This window comes from Ciceribacter sp. T2.26MG-112.2, from assembly GCF_900492205.1.
GTDB lineage: Bacteria > Pseudomonadota > Alphaproteobacteria > Rhizobiales > Rhizobiaceae > Allorhizobium > Allorhizobium naphthalenivorans_A.
Map to the genome: position 1 here is coordinate 139,847 of NZ_UEYQ01000002.1, position 24,029 is coordinate 163,875.

A 24,029-nucleotide genomic window follows, 5' to 3' on the forward strand; every position below is an offset into this window, starting at 1 on the left:
TCGGATGTCCTTGCCGCATTTCGCTGCAAGGTTCTCCGCGGCTTCGAACAGAGATTAGCCGGAGGCGCTTTTCGGTGCGCTTAAACCGTTCCCGACAATTTTAGTGAATTGCCGATTTTTCCCATTCCGGAACACGAGGCGGCCAGAGCGGAAGTGCCGCTGCGTGGCGGTTTCGCCGAGGACCGTGGTGCAGGAAGAGTTGGCGGGCGGTGAGTGGGAGGTTCTCAAGCGGCGAAGTCGCACGGCTCCCAATAAATTCGTCAGAATTCCGTAACCTGCAGAGGAGAACGAGCCACGTCTGACTGTTTTTCGGGCGCTATGCACATCTTACGCTCAGAATATTGAGATATGTTCAATATATCAGCACGAAATCGAAAAATTTTTGCAGATCATACTGCTTAAATGCAGAAATATCTAATATTCGTCGTATAGGAAAATTCATATCAAAGTCGAGTCAGGGATCTTAGACTCTACCAGAGTCTCTATGTTAAAATTATGTTGTATTGCAGTCACACTATTGTATCGTTTTGTGAATTAATGTCGAGCCGATCTATAAAACGGTTGCGTAAGTCGACAGCATGTCGGTTACTCAAAGATGAATTTTAGGATGATCATATGAGCTCCATGTCGTCTAAGCTGACAGTCGCCGTCATTTCATCTCTATTGGCCAGTTGTGCGGCCGTGCCGAATGCCGGGCCGTCTTACCATGCGATCGAGAATCAGGCGGCGGTCAAGCTGTCGACAAAAGAGAAGAAGGTCGGCATTGATTACGTGCTGATCGACATCAACAAATCGATCCTGGGATACTTCCAGTCCGAGACGATTTCCTCCCTCAAGGATGGCTTCGGAGGGGGGCGCGGCGGGGCGCCCTCGATCCCGCTGGGCATTGGCGATGCCGTGGAGGTGTCGATCTTCGAAGCGCAGGCGGGTGGCCTCTTCATTCCGAGCGACGCCGGTAGCCGCCCCGGCAATTTCATCACGTTGCCGCCCCAGCAGATCGACAGCAACGGCAATATTTCCGTTCCCTATGCCGGCCGCATCCGGGCGGCGGGACGCGCCAAGGAGCAGGTCGAGCGCGAGATCGAGGACCTGCTGGCCAATCGCGCCATCGAGCCTCAGGTCGTGATTACCGTGACGGAGCGCAAGTCGAGCCAGGTGGCCGTGCTCGGCGACGTCAATGATCCGCAGAAGGTCGAGATATCGTCGGGCGGCGAGCGGGTGCTAGATGTGGTCTCGACGGCCGGCGGCATCAGTGCGCCCGGGATCGAGACCTACATCACCTTGCAGCGCAAGGGCCGCACTGCGACGATTTCCTACAACAAGCTGTCCAATACGCCGGCCGAGAACATATATGTCGCCCCCGGCGATACGATCTTCGTCAATCGCGAGCGCCGCACATTCCTGGCCTTCGGCGCATCCGGCGCCAATGGGCGCTTCGATTTCGAGGAGTCGAGCCTGTCGATGGGCGAGGCCCTCGCTAAGTCGGGCGGCCTGCTCGACAACCGGGCCGAGCCCGCGCAGGTCGCGCTCTACCGAACGGTCGACGCAAAGACACTGCACAAGTTGAACATCGATACGTCGGCTTTCCAGTCGGAGGGGATCCCGGTGATCTTCCGTGCCAACCTGCGCGATCCGTCCGCCTTCTTTGCCGTGCAGAAGTTCGCGATGCAGGATAAGGACATCATCTACATTTCGAACCACGACTCGGTCGAACTCATCAAGTTCCTCGACATCGTCAATTCCGTTTCGTCCACCGCGTCCGGTGTTTCGTCCGACGTCGTTGCGACGCGCGATGCTGTCCGGGAGATTGCGGATTGATTGAAGAGCAAGATTATCCGAGTGGAGAAAGATGTATCCTCTGGATATTCTTGTTTGCATTGCAAAACGCCGCAGATGAAGTTATAGGTATTTAAGTTCTGTTAATCGTTGTTCTTGTGGAGAGATCGGGATGACAATGTATGAGGTAACCTGCAAGTTCGCCGCAAGCGTTGCTGTCGCCATGCTCGCCTCCTCACAATTGGTGTCTGGCGCGTCAGCGCAGGATGTTGCGCCCGTTATTGCCTGCTTCCAGCCGCCGGCCAAGCTCAACGAGGGCGATATATCGGCATTTCTTGCCAGTCCGGCCTCGTTGCTGACGGAAAACCCGAATGGCGGTCTGCCGCTGGCGAGCCGCGTTCGCGCTCTCGCCGGGTCCAGTTCCGCGACGATCGACGCCATTCTCGCCCTCGTGACCGATGCCAATGTCGACCAGAAGGCGGCTATCGGTTCCGGTCTTGCCCGTGCCGCCCGCGCTTGCGCGGCGACCAATCCGGAATATGCCGCGCTGATCCAGGAAAAGGTCGCCGGCGCCAGTTCGGCCGAACTCGTGACCGCCTTCCTGGCCGCCAGCAATGAAGTGCAGACCGCTGCGCTCGGCGGCTTGACGGGCGGCGCGACGGGTGGCGGCGGTGCGGCTGCCGGTATCGGCGGCGGCGGCAATGCCGGCGGCGGCACGGCGGGAATGGGCGGCGATAGCGTCTATACCCAAAATGCCGGCGGCTTTTCGACCGGCGGAAGCGGCCAGTATTTCGGTTCCACGACGGATGGCAACGGCAGCGTCAGCCCCACTCGTTGACCACCTCGGTGCAATGATTCAGCAGTCGTCACAAGTGGCGGCGGCATCTGATGACGCTTGTTTTATGAGGTGCTTTGTTGCTGTCGCCAGATAAGATCGCCGTGCGAGATGCAGATGAGTGGGGATCGGAAGTTTCGCTCGATTTCGAACGGCTGATTGCGATCGGGCGCCGTCAATGGCGCGTCGTGGCGTTGTCCGCGGCGGCAAGCGTCTTTCTGGCGATCGGCTACGTCCTGACGGCCGTACCGCTTTATACGGCTGATACGACCGTTCTCATCGACCGCAGCAAGAGCAACATCGTCGACCAGTTGTCCGCAATGGGCGGGGTCGATGCCGACGAGGCGACGGTTCTCAGCCAGGTGGAGCTGTTGCGTTCCGACACGATTGCCGGGGCCGTCGTGGCCAAGCTGCAGCTTGTCGATGATCCGATCTTCAACGCGGTGAACAGCACCCCGCTGACGGCGGTCAAGGGTGCCGTTCGCAGCGTCATGAATGTCTGGAACTGGTTCTCGCCTGCCGTCGAGACCGCGGAGGAGCTGGAGAGGAGGAAGAATGCCGCCATCTCGAAGCTCCTGTCGGGCCTTGAAGTCTCGCGGATCGGTCGCACCTTCGTTCTGAAGATCAGCTATACCTCGCCCAGCCCACGGCAGGCCGCCGCGATCGCAAGGGCGGTCGCCGATGCCTATCTGGTCGACAAGCTGGAATCGAAATACGACGCCACCCGCCGCGCCAGCATCTGGCTGCAGGAACGTATCGATGAGCTGAAGCAGAAGGCCGTCGAATCCGACCTCGCCGTCCAGAAGTTTCGGGCCGAGAACGGGCTGGTGACGGCGGATGGCCGCCTGATCAGCGACCAGCAACTGACCGAGCTGAACAGCGCCCTGATCGTCGCGCAGGCGGATGTCGCCAAGGCCCAGGCGCGGCATGACCGGATCAGATCCATCATCGATTCCGGCCGCACCGATGCGATCGTCACCGACGTGCTCGACAGCTCGATCTCCAACGATCTGCGCAAGAAATATCTCGAAGCTTCCAAGCTCGAGGCGGAGATTTCCAGCCGCCTTGGTCCGAACCACGTACAGGCCGTGCGGTTGCGCTCCGAAATGCGCGAGTTCGAGCGGCTGATGTTCGAGGAACTCGGCCGGATCGCCGAAAGCTACCAGAGCGAGGTGACGGTTGCCCAGTCGCGCCTCAAGTCCCTGCAGGAGAATGTCGCGGCGGCACAAGGGGCGAGTGCGATCGCCGGCGAGAGCCAGGTCCAACTGCGCGAGCTGGAACGCAATGCCGAGTCCTACCGCAGTCTCTATCAGACCTTTCTCCAGCGGTTCCAGGAGGCGACCCAGCAGCAGTCCTTCCCCGTGACGGAAGCGCGCGTCATATCTGTGGCGAACATCCCGGAAAATCCGAGCCATCCGCGCAAGGCACTGACCCTTGCCATGGCGCTTCTGCTCGGCATCGGGGTTGGCGGCGCGATCGGCGCGTTCCGCGAGTTCCGCGACCGCTTCTTCCGTACCGGCGACCAGATCCGCGAAGTCCTGGGTCTGGAATATCTCGGAAGTGCTCCTCTGGTCGCGGATGGCAATGCGTCGGCTGCCAAGGGGGGCGACCATCCGCGCAATATCCGTCGGGCGACCGTGATTGCCAGCTATGTGCTCGACCATCCGCTTTCGATGTTCGCCGAGACACTGCGCAGCACCAAGATCGCCATCGACCTCGGCGCGAATGCCGGCGGAGCCAAGGTCGTGGGTATGATCTCCACCCTGCCCGGCGAGGGCAAGTCAACCGTTGCGATCAATTTCGCCGAGCTGCTGGCGATGCAGGGTGCGAAGACCTTGCTGATCGATGCGGACCTTCGCAATCCCGGCGCCACCCGCGCCATCGGTCGCCATGCCGAGGCCGGGCTGCTGGAGGCGCTGATCGACAACCGGCCGATCCGCGATCTCCTGCTGCTCGACCCGAAGACCAAACTCGCCTTCCTTCCGGCCGTCGTTACCCGCCGTGTCCCGCATTCCTCCGAACTTCTCGCATCGCAGGCCATGCATGCGATCATCGAGACCGCCAAGGACAATTTCGACTATATCATTCTCGACCTTCCGCCGCTTGCTCCGGTCGTCGACGCGCGCGCCATCGCCCATCGGGTCGACAGTTTCGTTTGTGTGATCGAATGGGGCAAAACCTCGCGCAAGGCGGTGGCTGCCGCATTGTTCGCCGACCAGGCGATCGTCCGCAAGTGTGCCGGGGTCGTGCTGAACAAGGTCGATGAAGAGAAGATGAGGCTGTATCGCACCTACGGGTCGAGCGAATACTATTATTCCCGCTACTCCTCCTATTATCATGAGGACTAGGATCTACTGATGTTGCGCGTCCGGCCCGCGATCGCCCTGTTTGTCGTCATGTGCTCGATCCTGCTGGTCTTCGGCATCCGGGACCTCGCAGCATCGGTGCGTTTTGGTCGCGTGATGCAGCTCGCCCGTCATCTGGAAACCGGTACTCCCGTCAGTCGAGGGACCGTTGCCGGCCTCGCGGAGGTGGCCGACGAGGTGGTTTCGGGGGGGCATTGTCGCGCCGATATCGTCCGCGCCGGACTTACGGTGAAGCTTGCGGCGCTTGACCAGCGGAACTCTTACCACGACTATGATGCCTGGGCCGGCGCGCTTGCCGCGGCCGAGAATTACCTGCGGCACGCGATCGGCTGCCGTCCGACGGATGGAAACCTGTGGCTGCGGTTCGCCATGGTCCGCCGCGCGGTTGCGGAACAGCCGACCGAGATCGCCTTCCTCATGCAGCAATCGGTTTATTACGCGCCGGCCGAGCAAGGTGTGCTCGTCGGTCGTTTCGCCGTGTGGAATGACGCGGCGGCGACTACGCTCGAAGCCGCGCGATCCGCTGTGGAGACGGATCTCGCGACCGTTTTGCGGCACGGGGAGCTGCCATTGATCCGCCGGATCCTGCAGAAGCCGGGCGAGCGCCTGCAGCCCTTGGTGGACGCTGCTGTTTCTTCGCTAAGCACCGAGCGCCGCGCTGCGCTGGCCGGCGCCAAGATCGGGTCATGAGCCGCCTTCATCGGCAGAAATTCCGATGGACTTGGCCCCTGCGGCAAAGTTGCAGCCCCTTCCCGGCTCGCATCGCGCAGGCGTGGGGGAATTTGCTGGAGAATTGAACAGATCAGTGTTGCATTGTCGCAATACTTGATTTTCTGGAATCAATTTTGGTTAAGCAGAGTTTAATTTTGCGCATGACTTTCGATGATGTGCGTATTACGATCTTAATGGCTTTAGGTTTATCTGTGTAAATTGTAGAGGTTTCCATTGGCGATTCTCGATAGACCCGAGTGCTCAGATCGTCGTGGCGATGTGTTTGAGCTTAATAGATTAGAAAATTTCAATGTATTTGACGGCGCCTGGTCGAGGGGCCGGAACAAACCTTTTCAGCATGCCGCAAAGCGTGTGATCGACATAGGTGTATCCATGTCGGCGATCCTGATATTGTTGCCTTTCCTTCTTGTCGTCGCCCTTTTGATCAAGCTGGACAGTCCCGGCCCCGTCCTCTTCAAGCAGGAGCGATGGGGCATGGGCTGCCGAAGGATCAAGGTCTACAAGTTCCGCTCGATGAGAACCGATCGGTGTGATGTCAGTGGCGTCAACCAGACGGTGCGTGATGATCCGCGGATTACCCGGATCGGCGCGATCATCCGGCGCACCAATATCGATGAGTTGCCCCAGTTGCTCAACGTGTTGAGGGGTGAAATGTCGCTGGTCGGACCCAGGTGTCATGCGATCGGCATGTTGGCCGCCGGGCTTGCCTATGAAGAACTCGTGCCGGAATACCATCGCCGCCATGTCATGCGACCCGGCATGACCGGCCTTTCGCAGATGCGGGGTCTGCGAGGTCCGACGGACCGTCAGGCAAAGGCGCGGGCCCGCATTGCCTGCGATCTGTTCTATATCGACAATTTCTCGATCTGGCTCGACCTGCGCATCATCTTCGGAACGATCCTCTCCGAGCTGAGGGGTGGCACCGGTTTCTAGCCCGTTTTTCCGATGCGACGCGCATATTTGTCCGGAAATGCACAAAGAAGAGGGAGGTCGTAAGCTGCCGCATCTTCCAATGCCAACCATCGGCTCTCGTGGCGCACCGCCGCGACTTGCCAAACCTTTGGCCAGCGCGCTGTTGCTCCTAGTCCAGTGCTCCGGATCTTCGCGGCCGGCCAAGCGAAATGGACACGAGCGGCGCGAGGACTGCGGCCAGGAACATGCTCAGCCCGGGCAGTTGCAGGGAGAAATCGAAGGCGGAGTGCAGCAGGGCGAGAATGAGGATGGCGATCCCCACCGCCGGATAGATGCGGGCCTTGCGACGCTCCCGAAGGCCGGTCACGAAACTCTTGAACAGGACGCCGACAGCAAGGATGAGGCCGATCGGGAAGATCATGCCCAGTCCCAATTGGCCTTCCAGATAGAAGTTGTGGGCGCGGTCCCAAACGCCCCGGATGGAGCATTCTGCCCGCCGGTATGCGGGAAAGCCGGCCTCGAATGTGCCGAAACCCATGCCCGCGACCGGGTAGTCGGACAGGGCGTCGACGATGGCGGTCGCGGTGCAGAACCGGTCGTCGTCCAGTCCGCTGAGTTCGGTTCTGAGCATGGTCTGCCCGGCAAAGGTCAGGCCGATCGCGACCAGCCCCGCAATCGCCACGGCGATTGCGACCAGCCTGGAACCCCGTCGCCTGTTCGGGGCGGAGACACTGTATCGCGCCAGATCCCGGCCTGTTGCCGCGAGATAGGTGAGAAGGAACAGGAGGGCAATCAACGCACTGGCGATGCCGGCGCGCGACTGGGTCAGGGTCAAGCCGATGAAGGCTGTCGCGGCGAGGCCGAGAAGCAGAACGAACTGGCCGGTACCGCGCCGACCGCGTGCGGCCTTTCCATCGATCAGGCGGGTGAGCAGTCCGGCCGGCGCGCCTTCCTGCGCCGACTTCCACAGCAGGCCCGTCAAAAGGATCGTCGCGAGACCGAGAAACGTCGCCGCAGTGTTGCGGTTGACGAACACAGCGGTGAATTGTCCGAGGTAGAACTGTTTTTCCGCGAGCAACAGATAGCGAGGGAATGCGAGGTGTTGCGCGAGGCTGAATGCCGCGACGAAGCCGGCGGCGATGGCCAGGCGCCGAAACATGGTTTCCGCCCGTTCGTCCGAATGGCAGAGCAGAAGTCCGGCCATGAAGGTGATGAAGGGGCCGGCAAGGGACACCAGGGCAGACATCGTGTCGGCGGGTGCCACCGAGATTGTTGCGCCGCTCCGGCCGCTGACGGCATTCGCCTCGGGCCAGGCCGGATTTGCGAGCCCTGCCCAGGGGATGCTGGACGATTGCAGCACGATCATCAGCGCCATCGCGACGAGTATCGCCAGGGCGATGCGAAACACCATGTCGGTGCGCTGTCGTGCGGGAGCCTGTGTCGCGGCGGCGATGGCCACGATCGACATGAGCGAGGTGAAGACATGGGCGCTTTCGAGGGACACCGACCCGCGCGGCAGCAGCGCCGCCACCGCTACCGCAACGAAGGCGACGCACCACGCCCGGCTCGAGAGACCTGCGGTCGCCTGCGCTTGGCTTTGCTCGCTTTTGGCCGGCATTGCTCACTCCGTTGCCGTTCGAGAACCGCCCACGGGCGCGTTGCGCCGATGTGCTCCAGTTGCGGTCAGATAAGATGGCCTGCGGACATGTCTATCCCCTTGTTTCAACATGGATCTCATCGACGCGTCGGCCTGTCGATCCCTTTTCTAGTGGGTCGCTACGGATGCTCTCCAGTTCCAAGCGTCATCTTAGCGTAAAGGGTTCGTCGTCATCAAACTATAAAAGGGCTGCCAGAAGCAGAAATTCCGATATGGTGTAAGGTTCTATTTTTGATCGGCTCTTCGTTAAGCTTATGTATTGTTTGTTTTGTTTTCGGTCCAATCGAGGTTCGCAGCGCTTATGAAAATCGCGATGGAACTTTCGCCTTATTTCAGGATAATCGAAGATAAGTCTATAATTTAACCAATTGTAAACTGCCTTATTGCGTCGCAACATCGACAGATATATTATTGATGCACAAGATTTATATAGCTGAACTGAAATGTATACGAAAACCTGTAGAATTTCAGTGAAGGGGTGAGTGGATGGCCAAAGTTGCTCTCATAACCGGCGTAACCGGTCAGGATGGGGCCTATTTGTCCGAACTTTTGCTGTCGAAGGGCTATATCGTCCACGGGATCAAGCGCAGGTCTTCGTCCTTCAATACCGGTCGAATAGAGCACATTTATCAGGATCCGCATGAGATCGACCAGCGGTTCATCCTGCACTATGGCGACCTGACGGATTCCACCAATCTCATCCGCGTCGTGCAGGAATGCCAGCCCGACGAAATCTATAATCTCGCCGCCCAGTCCCATGTCGGCGTTTCCTTCGAGACGCCCGAATACACGGCGAATGCCGATGCGGTCGGCGCGCTCCGTCTGCTGGAGGCAATCCGCATCCTGAAGTTGGAGAGCAAGACCCGCTTCTATCAAGCCTCCACATCCGAGCTCTATGGCCTCGTCCAGGAAGTGCCGCAGACGGAGCGGACCCCCTTCTATCCCCGCAGTCCCTATGCTGCCGCCAAGCTCTATGCCTACTGGATCGTCGTCAATTATCGCGAAGCCTACGGCATGCATTGCAGCAACGGAATTCTGTTCAATCACGAAAGCCCGCTGCGCGGCGAAACATTCGTTACGCGAAAGATCACGCGCGCGGCCGCCGCGATACGTCTTGGAAAGCAACAGAAACTCTACCTCGGCAATCTCGATGCCAAGCGAGACTGGGGCCACGCACAGGAATATGTGCGCGGCATGTGGCAGATGCTGCAGCAGGACATTCCCGACGATTATGTCCTGGCGACGGGGGAGACCACCGAGGTCAGAAAGTTCGTCGAATGGGCTTTCGAGGATGTCGGCATGCGGCTCGACTGGCGCGGGCATGGCGTGGACGAAAAGGGTTTCGATGCGGTGACCGGCAAATGCATCGTCGAGGTCGATCCCCGCTATTTCCGCCCGACGGAAGTCGATCTTTTGATCGGTGATCCGCGCAAGGCCCACGAGAAGCTCGGCTGGCGGCACGAGACCAGTGTCCGGGCTCTGTGCCGCGAAATGGTCAACGAGGACCTCAAGGTGATGCAGACCGCGACGATCATGAAAGAGGCCTGACGATGTATTCGCTTTCGGGAAAGCGGGTCTGGGTCGCGGGCCATCGCGGCATGGTCGGATCGGCGCTTGTGCGCCGGCTTGCCTTGGAAGGCTGCGAGACGCTCACCGTCGACCGCGCCGAACTGGATCTTCGCCGACAGGGCGCGGTCGAGGCGTGGATGGAGAGGAACCGCCCGGATGCGGTCTTCCTGGCGGCCGCGAAGGTCGGCGGCATCCTGGCCAATGACACGCGTCCCGCCGAGTTTCTCTATGACAACTTGACCATCGAGACCAACATCATCCAAGCGGCCTATCGCACCGGCGTGGAGAAGTTGCTCTTCCTCGGCTCGTCCTGCATCTATCCCAAGTTCGCTCCGCAGCCGATCACCGAGGATGCCTTGCTGACCGGGCCGCTCGAGCCGACGAACGAATGGTATGCGATCGCCAAGATCGCCGGCATGAAGCTCTGCCAGGCCTATCGGCGGCAGTACGGCTGCGATTTCATCTCCGCCATGCCGACCAATCTCTACGGGCCGGGGGACAATTACGACCTGACGTCGAGCCATGTCATGCCGGCGTTGATCCGCAAGGCGGATGACGCCAAGCGTGCCGGCGCCTCGACCATCACCGTCTGGGGCACGGGCACGCCGCGCCGCGAGTTTCTGCACGTCGATGACTGTGCCGATGCCTGTGTCTTCCTGATGAAGTCCTATTCGGCGGAAGGGCATGTCAATGTCGGCTCCGGTGAGGACATCACCATTCTCGAACTGACAAGGCTCGTCTGCGACATTGTCGGTTTTCACGGAGTGATCGACCATGACCTGTCGAAGCCGGATGGTACGCCGCGCAAGCTTTTGAACGTCGAGAAGCTGCGGGCCATGGGCTGGGCACCGAGGATCGCCCTCGCCGACGGCATTGCAAAAGCCTACGAGGCGTTTCTCGCCGGTCGGTCCATCGATTGCGAGGAAGGTGTTCCCGGATGAGCGACGCATTCTCGGTGGCGCAGTTCGAGGATGTTGCCGTCGCCAAACCGGTGGCCGGCGATGCGAGCCTGTCGGCCCGCAAGGTTGTCGTCTACGGCATGAACTATGCGCCGGAAATGGCCGGTGTCGGTCGCTATACGGGCGAAATCGCCGAACATCTGGCGGAACTCGGCGCCGATGTAACCGTGGTCACCACTCCGCCCCATTATCCCGGCTGGAAGGTGCAGGCCGGGCATTCCAATCGTTATTCCAGGGCCAGTGAAGGCCGGGTCATGGTGTTTCGTGCTCCGCTGCTGCTGCGTCAGAAGATGGGCGGCATCTGGCGCCTGCTCGCGCCCTTGAGTTTCGCGCTCACCTCCGGCCCCGTGGTATTCTGGCAGATCGTCAAGCGCCGGCCGGCGACCATCTTCTGTGTCGAGCCGACCCTCTTTGCCGCGCCCGTGGCGCAACTGGCTGGCTGGCTGGTCGGTGCACGGATCGTCCTGCATGTGCAGGACCTAGAGGTCGATGCGGCCTTCGCCGTCGGGCACCTCGCCGGATTCCGGTGGCTGCGGGCGCTGGGCCTTGCATTCGAGCGTTTCACGCTCGGCCGCTTCCACAAGGTGGTGACGATCTCCAGCCGCATGGCGGATCGACTTCTGGACAAGGGCATCGCATCCGATCGTGTAACGATCGTTCGCAACTGGGTCGATCTCGCGCATATCCACCCGATGGAAGAGGTCAGTCCCTACCGGGCCGAGCTCGGCTTCACCGATGAGGATTTCGTCGTCCTTTATTCCGGCAATATCGGTGCGAAACAGGGCCTTAAGGTATTGCTCGGTGCGGCTGAGCTGCTTGCCGGCCAGACGCGGATCAAGTTCGTCATTGCCGGAGAGGGGCCGGTCAAGCGGGAACTGGAGACAGCCTACGGGCATCTGCCGGCTGTCCACTTCCTGCCGTTCCAGCCCTATTCCCGGCTCAACGAATTTCTCAACATGGCGGATCTTCACGCCCTGCCGCAGGAAAAGGGCGCGGCCGATCTGGTCCTGCCGTCTAAGCTCGGCGGCATGCTTGCCTCCGGCAAGCCGATCGTGGTGACCGCCGATCCCGGAACGGAGCTGGCGGATTTCCTCGGTGATGCGGCGATGATCACGCCGCCCGGGGATGCCGCGACGCTCGCTGCGGCGATCGCATCCTGTCAGCGCCCGGAACGGGATCTTGGCCGACAGAAGCGGCTGCGACTGGCGCTTCGGCTCTCGCGGCGGGAGGGTCTCACGCAGCTGGTCTCGGGTCTGGTCCAAGATGCTCAGGCGGGCAGCTGAATGCTCGAAGCGATCACATCCACGGGAATCGGGCGGCGAATCCTGTCGGGGTCATTGGCCAACACGGCCGGCATCGGCATGAGCGCCTTCGCCCAGCTGCTGTCCGTGCCGATCCTCCTTGGCGCCTGGGGCGCCGAGAAATACGGCATATGGATCATGCTGACCACCATACCGATGTACTTCGCCCTGACCGATCTCGGCTTCGTCCAGGCCGCTACCAGCGAAATGACGATGAAGGTCGCCAAGGGCGAGAGGGACGCGGCTCTCGAGATCTTTCAAAGCACCACGGCGCTCATCGCGTCGATCTGCGCAGCGGCCGTCGCCCTTCTGATCGGAATTGCCGCGGCTGTGGCAGCCATGGGCTATGTCATTGTCACACAGAATATGCAGCTTATCGTATTGCTGTGCTTTTTCTCGGCCTTCACTCTCCTTTCCCGGCTTCCGTTGGGTGCGCTCCGGGCGACCGGCCATTATGCGCTCGGAACTCTGGTCTATGATTTCCTGGTTCTGCTGGAAGGGCTGGCGGCTTTGCTGACAGCCCATGCCGGCGGGGATTTTTCCGCCGTCGCCCTGTGTCTGCTGGGCATGCGAACCGTCAACATGGCCGTGCTGAACATGCTTCTCAGCCGGCAGGTCCCGTGGTTGCGCTATGGGTTGGCGCAAGCCCGCATTCGCGAGATCCGACGCCTGTTCAAGCCGGCAATCGCCGGTATGGTCATACCCGTGGCATTGGCCACCAGTCTCCATGGCACTGTGCTCGTCGTCGGTGCGATCGTGTCGCCTGTCGCGGTGGCCGTCTACTCGGCCGTGCGAACCTGCAGCAGGCTGATGATCCAGGTCGTCGGCGTGGTCAACCGTGCGGCAATGCCTGAAGTGGCGAAGGCCTTCGCATCCTCGGAAAACAGAAGTCTCGGCGCGATGCTGAGCATGAACGGCCTGTTGATCGGCGCGGTCCTGCTGCCCGGTGCTCTGCTGTTCGCCGCTTTCGGCAAGGAATTCGTCGAGCTATGGAGCCGGGGCAGCCTGTCGCCGTCGCGCACCTTCGTCAGCCTGATGGCCGTGGCGACGCTCGTGCACGGCGCCTGGTACTTCCTGTCCAACATGCTGTTGGCGACGAATTCCCATGTCTCCCTTGCCAAATACATCCTGGGCGCTTCCGCCATCACGCTCCTGCTGGCCGTGGCCCTTGGCGGCTCGGTCGGCCTGAATGGAGCCGCGATCGCGGTCATTTCCGGAGAGCTATTGTGCCTGGCCGCGACCACAGTTGCCTTCCTCTCGCGATACCGGGATGGCGGATGGCGCAGACCGGTTCGCAGTGACAGCGCTGAACGCAAGAATTGAGATCGAGGACCTCCGTTGAACGACTGCCTCCCCGAAGTTGTGTTTCCAAACCACCGCAAGGATTGCCCGCGCCGATGCGGAGAATTCGCCATGAGCGGGAGAGCGTGAAGCATGGATGGCGTCTTACTTCTCGTCTATATCATCACCTTCTCCTGCGTCATCGCCTATGCGTGCTCCATCAGGCTCGATCACATCGGCTTTGAGGATGGTGTGCTCATTGGCCTCCTGTTCTTTATTCTGGCTCCGGTCACGATAGCCTTGATCGAGGGGGGAATATCGAGCCTCAGCATGCTGGCGGGGCCGTTCCGCCCCCTGCATGACCATGTGACTTCTCTTCAGATCTGCATCGGCTGCTTCCTGATCATTGCCTTTCATTGGCTTACCCGCCGTCTCATCCGACCCGTCAGGAAGGGCCGCGGTCCTGTCGATCGAAAGCATGGGGGTAAGCTCGTCATCGGCCTCTTCATGGCGACCTATGTCGTCTGCAATACGATCTACTTCCTTTCATCGGGAAAGATCGCCGGTGGCCATTGGCAGGGAAACCTCGAAATCGGCCTTAAGAACAACTTGCTCCTGATCGTGATCGGAAACTTCTCGAATGTCTTTCGAGGCGCCATCTTTGGTGTCCTCTACAATTCCTATACAAAGAATCTCGTGACCAAGAAAACGGTCATATTGGTTGGCTTCGTGGTCGTCGCATTCGATGTGTTGACGACGTTCAATCGAATTACGGCAGCCTATTATGCAATCACCCTGCTTCTCGTCTATCGTCGCCATTTTCCAGTCATTGCGTTGGCTTCGATCCCGGTGTTGCCGGTAGTCGGCTACCTCAGCATGATCTGGTCCTCCTTGCGGGGATTGGCCATCGTCGACGGTTATAGCCTGAGTGGTTTTGCCAATGCAGCCAGCGTGGTCAATTCGGCGATCGCGAGCGGTGCGATGCAGTTTGGCCAGTCCATCAACGGGATATTTGATTCCGAGAACATCATCGTTCTTGACTGGATCGTGAAGAACACCGGTCAACAGTTTCCGATACTCTATGGATATACGTTCTTTCTGCGTCCGATCACAGTGTTGATACCTTCGTTCTTCTGGCCGGAAAAACCAGGCGTGTTCGGAGTCATGGTCGGTGGCCACCTTCAGGGGATATCGGGCCTTGCGCTGAACTCGACGATCTTTGGAGAGGCGTTCGGAAACTTCTACTACTTCTGGCCGATTCCGCTCTTTTTCATGCTCCTGGTGTTGAGTTTCATCTTCACCAGACTGTCGCGGCGGTGGCCGTTCATCGATGGCGCCTCGTTCTTCGTCGGGTTTGCTCTTTGGCGATTTGACATGTCCTTTGCCTTCATCTCGCTGTTGGGGCTGTCCGGGGTGATCGTCGCCTGGACCGTTGTCAACAGGTTCTTCGCCCGAAGCCGAAGTCGGCATCGCAGGCCCCTCGGGGCACCTCCGGTCGTGATCGGCGGCCGGATGCCGCCGCGATCCTGGATGGAGGGCAATACGTGTCAGAGGTGAACGTCGTCTATCATCATTACCCACACTATCGCCGTCCGATAATGGCCGAATTGATGGCCAATGGCAGACACAGCTACCGGTTCTGGGGAAGCATCGAGCCGATTGCCGGGATCGTCGCTTTCGCGGGGGATGACGAGGTTCCCGTGATCCCGCTTCGTTTCCGGGTCTGGCGTGGACTGTGGTTGCTCAAGGGCTATTGGCCGGCGCTCCTTGATCGCCGCTGCGACGTGCTGATCGTGCTGGCCAATCCCAACATGCCGGCCAGTTGGTTGATGGCGATCGTCGGACGTGCGACGGGCAAGAAGGTCCTCTTCTGGGCGCATGGATGGCTGAAGCGGGAAGGGTTCGTCAAAAGGCGCTTGCGAAATCTCTATTTTCGTCTGGCGCATGGAATGCTGGTCTATGGCGAGCGATCACGCGAGATCGGGATTTCGCTTGGCTATCCGGCGGATCGGATCACCGTCATCTACAACAGCCTCGATTTCGACCGCGCCAGACGGCTCGTTGCGCAGATCGAAGGCGCTGCGGTGGTGGAGCGCCCGCAGGACCTCTTCGCTGACGGGAAACGCCCTCTGGTCATCTGCACGGCGCGGCTGACCCGGCATTGCCGGTTCGACCTGTTGCTCGAAGCGGCAGCGCGGCTAAAGAGGGAGGGAAGCCCCGTAAACATACTGCTCGTCGGGGATGGTGCGGAGCGCCCGTCTCTCGAAACACTGGCCCGCCAACTCGGCGTCGAGGCGCATTTCTATGGCGCCTGCTATGACGAAGAGGTTTTGGCGCGGCTGATCTACTTCGCCGACATCACGGTATCTCCCGGCAAGATAGGGCTTACCGTCATTCACAGCCTGAGCTACGGCACCCCCGCGATCACCCATGGGGATTTCGATGCGCAGATGCCGGAGGTCGAGGCGATCGTGCCGGGCAGCACCGGTGCCTTCTTCCGCAGGGACGACGCCGGAGATCTCGCGGATGTGATGAGGGCCTGGCTCACGTCCGGGAAGATCCGAAGCGAGGTCCGCCGGGCCTGCTACGACATGATCGCCGGCAATTGGAACCCCCGCCGGCAGCGTATGCTCATCGAGGAGGCCATTGACCGGGTCACGGCATTTCGGGGGAGCGGCGATGCGTAGACGGGGCGCGATCCCTCCTGTTCCGGAACCCATGCGGGTGTCGCCGGCCATTCTCGAGCGATGCCGCAAGATGGTGGATCGGCCGTTGAAGCGTCGGCTGCGGCAAGCCGCCAACTGGCTTTTGATCCGTAAGAATGGGCTGGCCGAAATGGGAGAGGGCGCCCAGTTGGCGTGGGAAACACGGGTCCCGGTCGGCAGCCGTCTAGGCCGGTTCGCCTATATCGGCAGCGGATTCCGTGCCCCGAGCCCGATCAGCGTCGGCGACTTCTGCATGATCTCGACCGATGTGACGATCGTCGCCAACGATCACGGGGTCGATGACCCTGAGACGCCCATGCGCCTCGCCTTCCGCTGGCAACACCATGTGACTGTGTTCGAAGCCGACGCCTGGATTGGCCATGGGGCGATCGTCCGCGCGGGTGTGAGAATCGGACGCGGTGCCGTCATCGCGGCCGGTGCCGTGGTGACCAAGGATGTGGAACCCTATGCGATCATGGGTGGCAATCCGGCCAGGACCTTGCGGCAGCGTTTTGCGCCGGAGGCGGCGGCCTGTCAGGACGCGTTGCTGTACGGAGAGATACAGGGGCGGGGCGGGCCATGGCGCGAAAGCTGAAGATCAACATCGTCATGGGCCCCTTCTACCCGATCCCGCCGGTGCGCGGCCTCGCGGTGGAAAAGCGGCAATATGCCATGGCTCTGGAATATGCCAAGGCCGGCCATGAGGTCACCATGATCTCCAGGCGTTTTGACGGTTTCCCGAACCACGAAATGCAGGATGGAGTGCGGCACATCCGTGTCCCGTCCTTCGATCCGCCCAAGCCGGGCCTCACCTACCGATTGATGGACGCGTTCTACAGCGTGATCGTCGGCCTCAAGCTGCCGAAGGCGGACGTGACCGTGACCAACAGCGTCAGCGCCCCGCTGATCCTGCCTCTGCGAAAGGCTGGCAGGATCGCGGTCAGCGTCGGTCGCTATCCGAAGGGGCAAATGGCCTTCTACCGCCGTGCGGCGCGACTGCACGCGGCGTCCACATACATTGCCCAGGCGATCGTGCAACAATCCCCGTCCATGCGCTCCAGGGTGCATGTGGTCAACAATGCCATCAGCCACGACTTCGCCCAGGCGATCACTTCCGAGCGCGGTCCCCGGGAGACCGAGATCGTCTATCTCGGCCGGATCAGCCGCGAGAAGGGCCTGGATATCCTGATCCGGGCCTTCAAGGCTATAGCGCCGCATTATCCCGACTGGCGGCTGACCCTGATCGGCCCGTGGGAGGTGGCGAGCGGCGGCGATGGCGGCGCCTTTCTTGACGAATTGAAGGCCATTGCTCCGGAGCTTGGGGAGCGCGTGACTTTCACCGGGCCGATCTACAACGGCCAGGCGATTGTCGCGCGACTGAGGGCGGCGGATGTGTTCGTCTATCCGTCCGTCGCCGAAAAGGGCGAGGCCTTCGGTGTGGCGCCGGTCGAGGCCATGGCCTGCGGCTGCGCAACCATCCTCTCGGCGTTGAAATGCTTCGAGGATTTCGTTTCGCCCGAGCAGAACGGCCTTGTTTTCGACCACGGCCGGAATGCCGTGGCCAACCTCACCGAGGTGCTCAACCGACTGCTGGGAGATTCCGACTTACGCGAGCGGCTGGGGCGGGCTGCCATGCGGACGGCACTTGGTTTTACGCCGGCACGCATCGCCCAGGCTATGCTCGAGGATTTCGAAAGGCTGGTTGCCGATGACGAACGCTAGGCACTTCAGTCACCAGAAGGCGCCCAACCAGAGCCCCTGGACCTTGCGCATGCGCATCGCCATGCTGGCCTGGGAATATTGCTGGCTTATCCTGTGCGCCTGGACGCCCAAGCCGGCGAATGCGTGGCGCCTGTTGATCCTGCGGGCCTTTGGCGCACGCATCGAAGGTCGCCCCTTCGTTCACCAGCGCGCCAGAATCCAGATCCCCTGGCATGTGACACTGCATCATCGCTCCTGCCTCGGTGACCGCGCCAATCTCTACAGTCTCGGCGAGATCGAGGTCGGTGCGCGCGCGACGGTCGGGCAGGAGGCCTATCTGTGCACCGGGACGCATAATTTCGACGATCCCTCGCTCCATCTCGTCACGGCGAAGATCACGATCGAGGCCGACGCTTTCGTCGGTGCCCGTTCCTTCGTCATGCCGGGCATCACCATAGGCAGGGCCGCCGTCGTCGGTGCCTGTTCCGTCGTCACCAGAGACGTGGCCGCCCTGGCATTCGTCGCGGGCAATCCGGCAAGACCCACCGGTCGAACAAGGGGAGATCCTCATGAAGGGTAGTGTGCTTACCAAAGTCGGCAGATTAGCGGATTACTTCATCGGACATCCTTCCGAACTGCCGCGCTATCTGCGGTCTGCCCGGGCGTTCCCGTTGCAGCTCGGCAAACCCTGGATTTCCTGGCCGGCCATCGATTTCCTCGCCGGCCATGTGCGGAAAGACATGGATGTGTTCGAGTATGGCAGCGGCGGATCGACGCTGTTCTTCGCGGAGCGGGCGCGCTCGGTAAGGTCGGTGGAGCATGACGCGAACTGGTACGCATTCCAGCGGAAGGGCTGGAATGCGCCGGAGGCGAGGGTGGTCCTGAAGGCCGTGGAACCGACGTCTGACGACGAGACACCCGTGCTCGACTATGTCAACGGGATCGACGGCGATTATGACATCATCCTGGTCGACGGTCTGGACGATGTTGCGGTGGCAAGCTTGCGACCGCTTCGCCTCAAATGCTTCGAGATGGCCAGATCCCACGTCAGGGCGGGCGGAATTATCGTGGTGGACGATGCCTGGCGCTATGACGACATCGCATTTGATGTCGGCGAGCCGCGCGACGTTCGCAGGTTCCAGGGGCCTGGGCCGGGGCGCTGGGGCATCACCCGAACGGACGTCTATTTCTACTGATGCTCGCCGTCCTGATCCTCACCTATAACGAACAGCTTCATATCGCCCGGGCGATCGACAGTGTCTCCTCCTTCGCGGGTCAGATATTCGTCATCGATTCTTTCTCCACCGACCAGACCGTGGAGATCGCCCGTTCGCTTGGCGCGAAGGTCCTGCAAAATCCGTTCGTCAACCAGGCCAGGCAATTCCAGTGGGGGCTCGACCACGCGCCGATCCGTTGCGACTGGGTGATGCGGCTCGATGCCGATGAGGTCATCGAGCCGGAACTGGCGCGCGAGATCGGCGAAAAGCTGCCGAAGCTCGGCCCGGACGTCGCGGGCGTCAATCTGAAGCGCAAGCATATCTTCCTCGATCGCTTCATTCGCCATGGAGGGCGCTATCCGCTCATCCTGACACGCATCTGGCGGCGCGGACAGGGACGCGTCGAAGACCGGTGGATGGACGAGCACGTGATCGTGCAGGGTGGGCGGACCGTGCTGTTCGACAATCCATTCAGCGACCACAATCTGCATGATCTCGGCTATTTCACCGACAAGCACAACAAATATGCGACCCGTGAGGCGGTCGATGTGCTCAATCGGCGCTATCGCCTGTTTGCCGAAGATGCGGGGCCGACGCGCGAGGGCAGTTCGTTGCAGGCCGCGGTGAAGCGCCTGATCAAGGAAAGAATCTACAACCGGATTCCCTTCCAGATTTCCACGCTCGGATATTTTCTCTTTCGCTATCTGCTCCAGCTCGGCTTTCTCGATGGCCGCGAGGGGCTGATCTACCATTTCCTGCAGGGCTACTGGTATCGCTTCCTGGTCGGCGCCAAGGTGCTGGAATTCGACCGGGCGATCCGCCACCTGCAAAGCGCGGACGAGAAGCGTCAAGCTCTCGCCCGCCTAACAGGGCTTGCGCTTTAGGCCGGTCCGTAGACTTGCCTCGACAGGAGTGCGCAACGATCACCCGGCCTGGCCGGTGCTGTCGTCGCGTCAGAAGCCCAGCGCATCCAGCCTTTCCACGATCGCGGCCGCGACGGCGTTCATCGCCGCAAGGGTCAGGTGGGTTCCGTCCGCCTGCAGGCAGGACGGCGGGATGAGGCCGGCGGCGACCTCGGCGATGTCTTCGGCCGATCCGGTCGCGAGCCCCTGAAGCGTCGGATGGGGGTCGAAATAGCGGTCACCGAAGCGCAACGCGAGCCAGTCGTTGCGTTGATGGGTTGCGGCGATCTTGTCGGTGCCGCTATTGGTCCGCCGGCCGGAGCCTATGAAAATGTGCCGAGATACCAGAGAGGCCATCTGCTCGACCGCCGCCTGGTCCGCCGCCAGGGACGCGCCGTTCGCATCGCCGTCCCAATGAACCAGTCCGCAGCCGTGAAGGCCGGGAGCGGCCAGCATTGCTGCCAGCTGCGCCGCAAGATCGCTGCCGCCGATACCGGTCGAGACGACCTGGCGGCTGGCGCCTGTCGTCTTGACAGCCGCCGCAAGGGCAACGCCGCCGGTGCCGCTGACATAGCTGTCGCCAACCGTCCAAAGAACGCGCGGCGGTGCATATTCATGCGCGAACAGGGCGACCGAGAGGATTTCGCCGGTCCATTCCTCGCCGGGCGTCGGCGACGCGCCGAGCCTGACCCAGCAGGCACCGGCAGGGGTGAAGGCCGCGTCCTGGCCGTAGAGATTGACGTCATCGAGCGCGACCAGATAGCGGGCCGCGCCATCGCTCGAAATATGCAGCCTGTGCTCGGCGTCGAGCGTGACAAGGCCGGCGGCGATCACATGGTTGATCTGGTTGACGCCATTGGCGTCGGCCACGACGGTGATCGTGCCGTCCGGGTTCAGCGCGGCACGGTAGCGATTGCGCGCGCCGTCGTCGTCGAAGGAGAAAAGCACCCCGGCGGAAGCCGGCAGGGTGGCGGGTGTGCGAAAGGTGATGACGGCGGCAAAGGCGGGTGTTGAAAACCCTCTAAACGCAAGGGCCTCCCTGATCGAGAAATCGTCGCCATAGACCGTGCCGTTTGGACCGGATGCCGTGCGCAGGCCCAGATAGTGCGTTGTACCTTCGCCGGCGAAGGTTCTTGTCGCGACGAGGGGACTGGTCGTCGCATTGGCGGACATGCCGTTTCCCGGCGGGCTCATGGCCGGGGACCGGGAGGGGAAGGCGAAGACGCTGCTGCTCGCCGTTCCCTTCCTGTAGGTGGCCTTGGCGCGGTACGCCTTGCCCTGCTGTGTCGCCACCGAAGCGGAACGCACCGTCGCATTGGTTAGGCCCGTACCGCTCATCTCCAGTTGACCGGCAACGATCGCCGCCGTTGCGCCATTGAGGGCGGTCCAGTCGCCAATGCCGGCGGCGAAGTCTCCGTTTGCCAGGAGTTCCGGCGCCTCGGGGGCGACGTAGTCGCCGATCCTGCGCGTGCCGCCGGAAGCCACGCCGTCGACGGCCGCGAGGGCCAGGGCCTCCGTCGCAAAGGCTTGGCCATCATACCAGCCGCGGTTCTTGGCGAGATCCAGATAGAGGATCGGGCGATTGCCGCTGCCGTCCCTCGGGACCCAGGAGGAATTGCCGACACTGACCGATGCGCCCGGTAGGGCGAGACCGAGACCGATCTTGAATTCATTCATGGCTATTTCCCTTTCTGTTTCACGTCTTGAGACGCCGGGACCGACAGGTTCCGGGCCGCTGTTCGCCCGATTGTACGGGGACGTGGACGAGCGGGGAAAACGCGTGAAGAATTTGTCTGAGGGGGGGATGATGACGTTCGAAGGCGGCTGCCGCCGAGTGTCAAGGGCGTTTCAGTGGGACCTGAACATGGCGCATGGCATTGTCGCGGAGGATGAGCTCATCTACGCCCGGGCCGACCTCGATGCCGATGTCCGTGTTCTCGATCCGATTCTGCTCGATCAGCACGCCGCGCACCGCCGGGATGGCGGCCGAGCCGCCGTTGACGCGAATGCTCGAGGCGGCGCGCAGCCTGTTGTCCCGGATCACCAGGCCGAAGGTCAGCAGCGTGTCGTTGCCCTTGAACTGCCGGCCGATCCCGGCGATTTCCGCAGATCGCCTGAAACCGGCGGACAGCGTCTCGTTGCCGAGAAACTGGATGTAGAAGTTCGGCTGCGGATGACGGTAATCGAGGGAAACGGCGGCGAAACCGCTGCTGCGAAGGGAACGGTTACCGGCAAACACATGGCCGTGGCCCGTGCCGAAAATCTGGGCGCTGCCGACATCCTCGAATGCGTTGTCGATAATGAGGAAGTTCTCCTGCATCGGCACGATCGTGACCCGTGAACTGCCATCCGTCAGGTCCGTGAGATCGCGGTCGAGGGCGATCAGGTCGCCGGTCCGGCCCGTGACGCGGGCGACCGCGCCAAGGCCGCGCCCCTTGAGCACGAACAGGCCGGCTCCTTGCCAATTGCGTTCCTTCAGAGTGCCAAGTCCGGCCGGATCGATCCGGATGCGCCCATCCGCCTGCATGGCGATCGGGCCCCGATAGAAGCCGCCGGGTCCGTCGGATGTCATGGCCTCGCGGTCCCAGGCAAACATGCTCTCGAAGCGGTTGCCGCGCATCAGCACGTTGCGGGCGGAGGAGCCGACAAGGGTGTTGATGCCGCCGCCCGAGCCCTGCAGATCCGCCCCGATCAGGTGGTTGTTCTCGAACAGGACCCCATCCGGCGCCGCGATGCTGTACCAGCCGCGCCGGCCGATGTGGAAGCGGTTGCCGGTGAGGCGGGCACCAAAAGCCCGGGTCAGCACGAAAGGCCGCATCGAGGTAAGCACATCGCAGTCCTCGACGACGATGTTGCTGCCGGCCAGCAGCAATCCGACGGCACCCGTCTTCGTCCGCTGTCTCATCGCCTCGAGGCGCCGGCCCGGCTCGTCGGGTTCCAGGCGCCCCATGAAAGACGAAGCACGGATGACCACCGCGCGGATCGTGATGTTACCCCCGTCGACGCCCGTAGGATCGGTGGCGAAGCCACCCTTGATGATGTGGAAGTGGCGGTCCGCATTGATGGTGAGGTCGGCGATGGAGAAATCGCGGAAACCGCTGACAAGCGCGTCCGGTGGGTTCTCCAAATCCTTCCACATCAGTGTCACGAGGTCCCGCGACTCGCCCTTCAATGAAACACCGTCCGGGATGGTCAGCGGCCCGCCCAGGCGATAGATTCCGGCGCGCAGCAGAAGCTCTCCTCCGCCGCGCCGGGCCAGTGCCGAGAGCGCTGCGTTGATGCGGGCGGTATCGTCATTGGTGCGATTGTCGGGATGGCTGCTCGACAACTCCATTTTTGCACGGTCGACCGAGGCGGGAGGCAAGACCTCGATCTCGCCGGCATCGCGCCAGGCGGAGGCGTCGCCATGACCGTTCCACAATCGGATCCGGTAGGTGGCAGCGGAAAGCTTCTCGGGTAGGTGAAATGTCGCCGACCAGATATCCGGCCGCTCCACCGCGATCTCAACTTCGACGTCGTCCCTGCCGGAGGCGGCAAGCCGGACGACCGCCTTGCCCGTTATGGCGATGTTGCGCCCCGACAGACGCAGCCAGCCGCCGGGGCTGGCCGCCTTTCCCCTGTCGCCCTGCGCCCAGTAGACATCCGGAAGGTTCAACGGGACCACCAGCGCACGGCTCGCTCCGCGGAGCGTGGCGGAAAACACGCCCGGTTCCATATCCGCCGGCACCACGAAGGCGAACGTGTTGTCGGACCTCGCCAGTACCTGCGCCGGACGGGCGGCCCGGGCGCCGCTGACCGCACTGCCGCTTGTGTCGGGGACGCGCGTGATATCGACCGTCTCGAACCCCGCAAGGTCGATGCCGGTCATCTGTACGGTCTGGCCGGGCTTGACCGGATCGCTGGCCCAAAAAATGGCCGGCTCGGCACAAATGTCATGGGCAGGAAGAAGCCAAGCCACGGCGATCAGAACCGCCGGAAGAAGCCGGCGCCGGCGTGAGATGATTCCATGTGGCATGGGCATCTCCTTCTTGCGCGCCATGCCGGCGCCGATCTGTCGAAGGGGTACTTCGTTCAGACTGACACCGTGTTTGTTGCGCTGCAACAAAAAAACCGATG

General features: G+C 61.6%; 19 protein-coding genes. 16 read left to right on the forward strand and 3 right to left on the reverse strand.

The genetic code is table 11. The annotated features are described in order from the left end of the window. Positions 1-615 precede the first annotated feature (615 nt). The 5 genes from DYZ14_RS04235 (at position 616) to DYZ14_RS04255 (ending at position 6,642) form a co-directional block, all read left to right on the forward strand. The gene (locus tag DYZ14_RS04235) at positions 616-1,818 is read left to right on the forward strand and encodes a polysaccharide biosynthesis/export family protein (RefSeq protein ID WP_232365431.1); all 1,203 of its coding nucleotides are present in this window, start codon (positions 616-618) and stop codon (positions 1,816-1,818) included. Positions 1,819-1,948: 130 nt separating this feature from the next. After that, on the forward strand, positions 1,949-2,614 hold the full coding sequence (locus tag DYZ14_RS04240; RefSeq protein ID WP_154719531.1) for a hypothetical protein: 666 nt from the start codon (positions 1,949-1,951) through the stop codon (positions 2,612-2,614). A 77-nt stretch (positions 2,615-2,691) separates the two neighbouring features. Next, positions 2,692-4,959, forward strand: a complete 2,268-nt coding sequence (locus tag DYZ14_RS04245) for a polysaccharide biosynthesis tyrosine autokinase (RefSeq protein WP_154719532.1) — start codon at positions 2,692-2,694, stop codon at positions 4,957-4,959. Between the two features lie 9 nt (positions 4,960-4,968). After that, the gene (locus tag DYZ14_RS04250; protein WP_154719533.1) at positions 4,969-5,667 is read left to right on the forward strand and encodes a hypothetical protein; all 699 of its coding nucleotides are present in this window, start codon (positions 4,969-4,971) and stop codon (positions 5,665-5,667) included. Between the two features lie 300 nt (positions 5,668-5,967). Continuing rightward, positions 5,968-6,642 carry a sugar transferase gene (locus DYZ14_RS04255; protein WP_232365432.1) on the forward strand — a complete coding sequence of 225 codons (675 nt, stop codon included), beginning with the start codon at positions 5,968-5,970 and terminating at the stop codon, positions 6,640-6,642. A gap of 148 nt (positions 6,643-6,790) precedes the next feature. Here the strand turns inward: DYZ14_RS04255 and DYZ14_RS04260 are convergent, their stop codons facing one another. Then, positions 6,791-8,239: an O-antigen ligase family protein gene (locus DYZ14_RS04260; RefSeq protein WP_154719534.1), complete on the reverse strand. Its 1,449-nt coding sequence runs from the start codon at positions 8,237-8,239 to the stop codon at positions 6,791-6,793. A 525-nt stretch (positions 8,240-8,764) separates the two neighbouring features. Between DYZ14_RS04260 and gmd the strand changes: the two genes are divergently transcribed. From gmd to DYZ14_RS04315, 11 genes are all read left to right on the forward strand, one after another. After that, positions 8,765-9,826 (forward strand): GDP-mannose 4,6-dehydratase, encoded by a 1,062-nt coding sequence (gmd, locus tag DYZ14_RS04265; RefSeq protein ID WP_154719535.1) that lies wholly within the window; start codon positions 8,765-8,767, stop codon positions 9,824-9,826. 2 nt (positions 9,827-9,828) lie between these two features. After that, positions 9,829-10,788, forward strand: a complete 960-nt coding sequence (fcl, locus tag DYZ14_RS04270) for a GDP-L-fucose synthase (RefSeq protein WP_154719536.1) — start codon at positions 9,829-9,831, stop codon at positions 10,786-10,788. Further along, positions 10,785-12,089 carry a WcaI family glycosyltransferase gene (locus tag DYZ14_RS04275; protein WP_154719537.1) on the forward strand — a complete coding sequence of 435 codons (1,305 nt, stop codon included), beginning with the start codon at positions 10,785-10,787 and terminating at the stop codon, positions 12,087-12,089. The genes fcl and DYZ14_RS04275 overlap by 4 nt, the downstream gene beginning before the upstream one ends. Beyond that, complete coding sequence (locus DYZ14_RS04280) at positions 12,090-13,430, forward strand: lipopolysaccharide biosynthesis protein (RefSeq protein ID WP_154719538.1); 1,341 nt, start codon at positions 12,090-12,092, stop codon at positions 13,428-13,430. Between the two features lie 111 nt (positions 13,431-13,541). Next, entirely contained in the window at positions 13,542-14,945 is a 1,404-nt protein-coding gene (locus tag DYZ14_RS04285; protein WP_154719539.1) for a hypothetical protein, read from the forward strand. Beyond that, the gene (locus DYZ14_RS04290) at positions 14,933-16,075 is read left to right on the forward strand and encodes a glycosyltransferase family 4 protein (protein WP_154719540.1); all 1,143 of its coding nucleotides are present in this window, start codon (positions 14,933-14,935) and stop codon (positions 16,073-16,075) included. The genes DYZ14_RS04285 and DYZ14_RS04290 overlap by 13 nt, the downstream gene beginning before the upstream one ends. A gap of 31 nt (positions 16,076-16,106) precedes the next feature. Continuing rightward, positions 16,107-16,688: an acyltransferase gene (locus DYZ14_RS04295; protein ID WP_154719541.1), complete on the forward strand. Its 582-nt coding sequence runs from the start codon at positions 16,107-16,109 to the stop codon at positions 16,686-16,688. Continuing rightward, the gene (locus DYZ14_RS04300) at positions 16,673-17,815 is read left to right on the forward strand and encodes a glycosyltransferase family 4 protein (RefSeq protein WP_154719542.1); all 1,143 of its coding nucleotides are present in this window, start codon (positions 16,673-16,675) and stop codon (positions 17,813-17,815) included. The genes DYZ14_RS04295 and DYZ14_RS04300 overlap by 16 nt, the downstream gene beginning before the upstream one ends. After that, a complete protein-coding gene (locus DYZ14_RS04305; RefSeq protein WP_154719543.1) occupies positions 17,802-18,374 on the forward strand; it encodes a DapH/DapD/GlmU-related protein in 573 nt (190 codons plus the stop codon). Before DYZ14_RS04300 ends, DYZ14_RS04305 begins: the two co-directional genes overlap by 14 nt. Next, complete coding sequence (locus DYZ14_RS04310) at positions 18,364-18,990, forward strand: class I SAM-dependent methyltransferase (RefSeq protein ID WP_154719544.1); 627 nt, start codon at positions 18,364-18,366, stop codon at positions 18,988-18,990. The genes DYZ14_RS04305 and DYZ14_RS04310 overlap by 11 nt, the downstream gene beginning before the upstream one ends. Further along, positions 18,990-19,895 (forward strand): glycosyltransferase family 2 protein, encoded by a 906-nt coding sequence (locus tag DYZ14_RS04315; protein ID WP_154719545.1) that lies wholly within the window; start codon positions 18,990-18,992, stop codon positions 19,893-19,895. The genes DYZ14_RS04310 and DYZ14_RS04315 overlap by 1 nt, the downstream gene beginning before the upstream one ends. 69 nt (positions 19,896-19,964) lie before the next feature. Here DYZ14_RS04315 and DYZ14_RS04320 read toward each other — a convergent pair whose 3' ends face one another. Next, positions 19,965-21,590 (reverse strand): hypothetical protein, encoded by a 1,626-nt coding sequence (locus DYZ14_RS04320; RefSeq protein WP_154719546.1) that lies wholly within the window; start codon positions 21,588-21,590, stop codon positions 19,965-19,967. Positions 21,591-21,750: 160 nt separating this feature from the next. Next, a complete protein-coding gene (locus DYZ14_RS04325; RefSeq protein WP_154719547.1) occupies positions 21,751-23,928 on the reverse strand; it encodes a hypothetical protein in 2,178 nt (725 codons plus the stop codon). Between the last annotated feature and the right edge of the window lie 101 nt (positions 23,929-24,029).

Bases quoted from the DNA above. Each gene is read 5' to 3' on its own strand.
- DYZ14_RS04235 (WP_232365431.1), top strand. From the start codon at position 616: ATGAGCTCCATGTCGTCTAAGCTGACAGTCGCCGTCATTTCATCTCTA.
- DYZ14_RS04240 (WP_154719531.1), top strand. From the start codon at position 1,949: ATGACAATGTATGAGGTAACCTGCAAGTTCGCCGCAAGCGTTGCTGTC.
- DYZ14_RS04250 (WP_154719533.1), top strand. From the start codon at position 4,969: ATGTTGCGCGTCCGGCCCGCGATCGCCCTGTTTGTCGTCATGTGCTCG.
- DYZ14_RS04260 (WP_154719534.1), bottom strand. From the start codon at position 8,239: ATGCCGGCCAAAAGCGAGCAAAGCCAAGCGCAGGCGACCGCAGGTCTC.
- gmd (WP_154719535.1), top strand. From the start codon at position 8,765: ATGGCCAAAGTTGCTCTCATAACCGGCGTAACCGGTCAGGATGGGGCC.
- fcl (WP_154719536.1), top strand. From the start codon at position 9,829: ATGTATTCGCTTTCGGGAAAGCGGGTCTGGGTCGCGGGCCATCGCGGC.
- DYZ14_RS04275 (WP_154719537.1), top strand. From the start codon at position 10,785: ATGAGCGACGCATTCTCGGTGGCGCAGTTCGAGGATGTTGCCGTCGCC.
- DYZ14_RS04280 (WP_154719538.1), top strand. From the start codon at position 12,090: ATGCTCGAAGCGATCACATCCACGGGAATCGGGCGGCGAATCCTGTCG.
- DYZ14_RS04285 (WP_154719539.1), top strand. From the start codon at position 13,542: ATGGATGGCGTCTTACTTCTCGTCTATATCATCACCTTCTCCTGCGTC.
- DYZ14_RS04295 (WP_154719541.1), top strand. From the start codon at position 16,107: ATGCGGGTGTCGCCGGCCATTCTCGAGCGATGCCGCAAGATGGTGGAT.
- DYZ14_RS04300 (WP_154719542.1), top strand. From the start codon at position 16,673: ATGGCGCGAAAGCTGAAGATCAACATCGTCATGGGCCCCTTCTACCCG.
- DYZ14_RS04305 (WP_154719543.1), top strand. From the start codon at position 17,802: ATGACGAACGCTAGGCACTTCAGTCACCAGAAGGCGCCCAACCAGAGC.
- DYZ14_RS04310 (WP_154719544.1), top strand. From the start codon at position 18,364: ATGAAGGGTAGTGTGCTTACCAAAGTCGGCAGATTAGCGGATTACTTC.
- DYZ14_RS04315 (WP_154719545.1), top strand. From the start codon at position 18,990: ATGCTCGCCGTCCTGATCCTCACCTATAACGAACAGCTTCATATCGCC.
- DYZ14_RS04320 (WP_154719546.1), bottom strand. From the start codon at position 21,590: ATGAATGAATTCAAGATCGGTCTCGGTCTCGCCCTACCGGGCGCATCG.
- DYZ14_RS04325 (WP_154719547.1), bottom strand. From the start codon at position 23,928: ATGCCACATGGAATCATCTCACGCCGGCGCCGGCTTCTTCCGGCGGTT.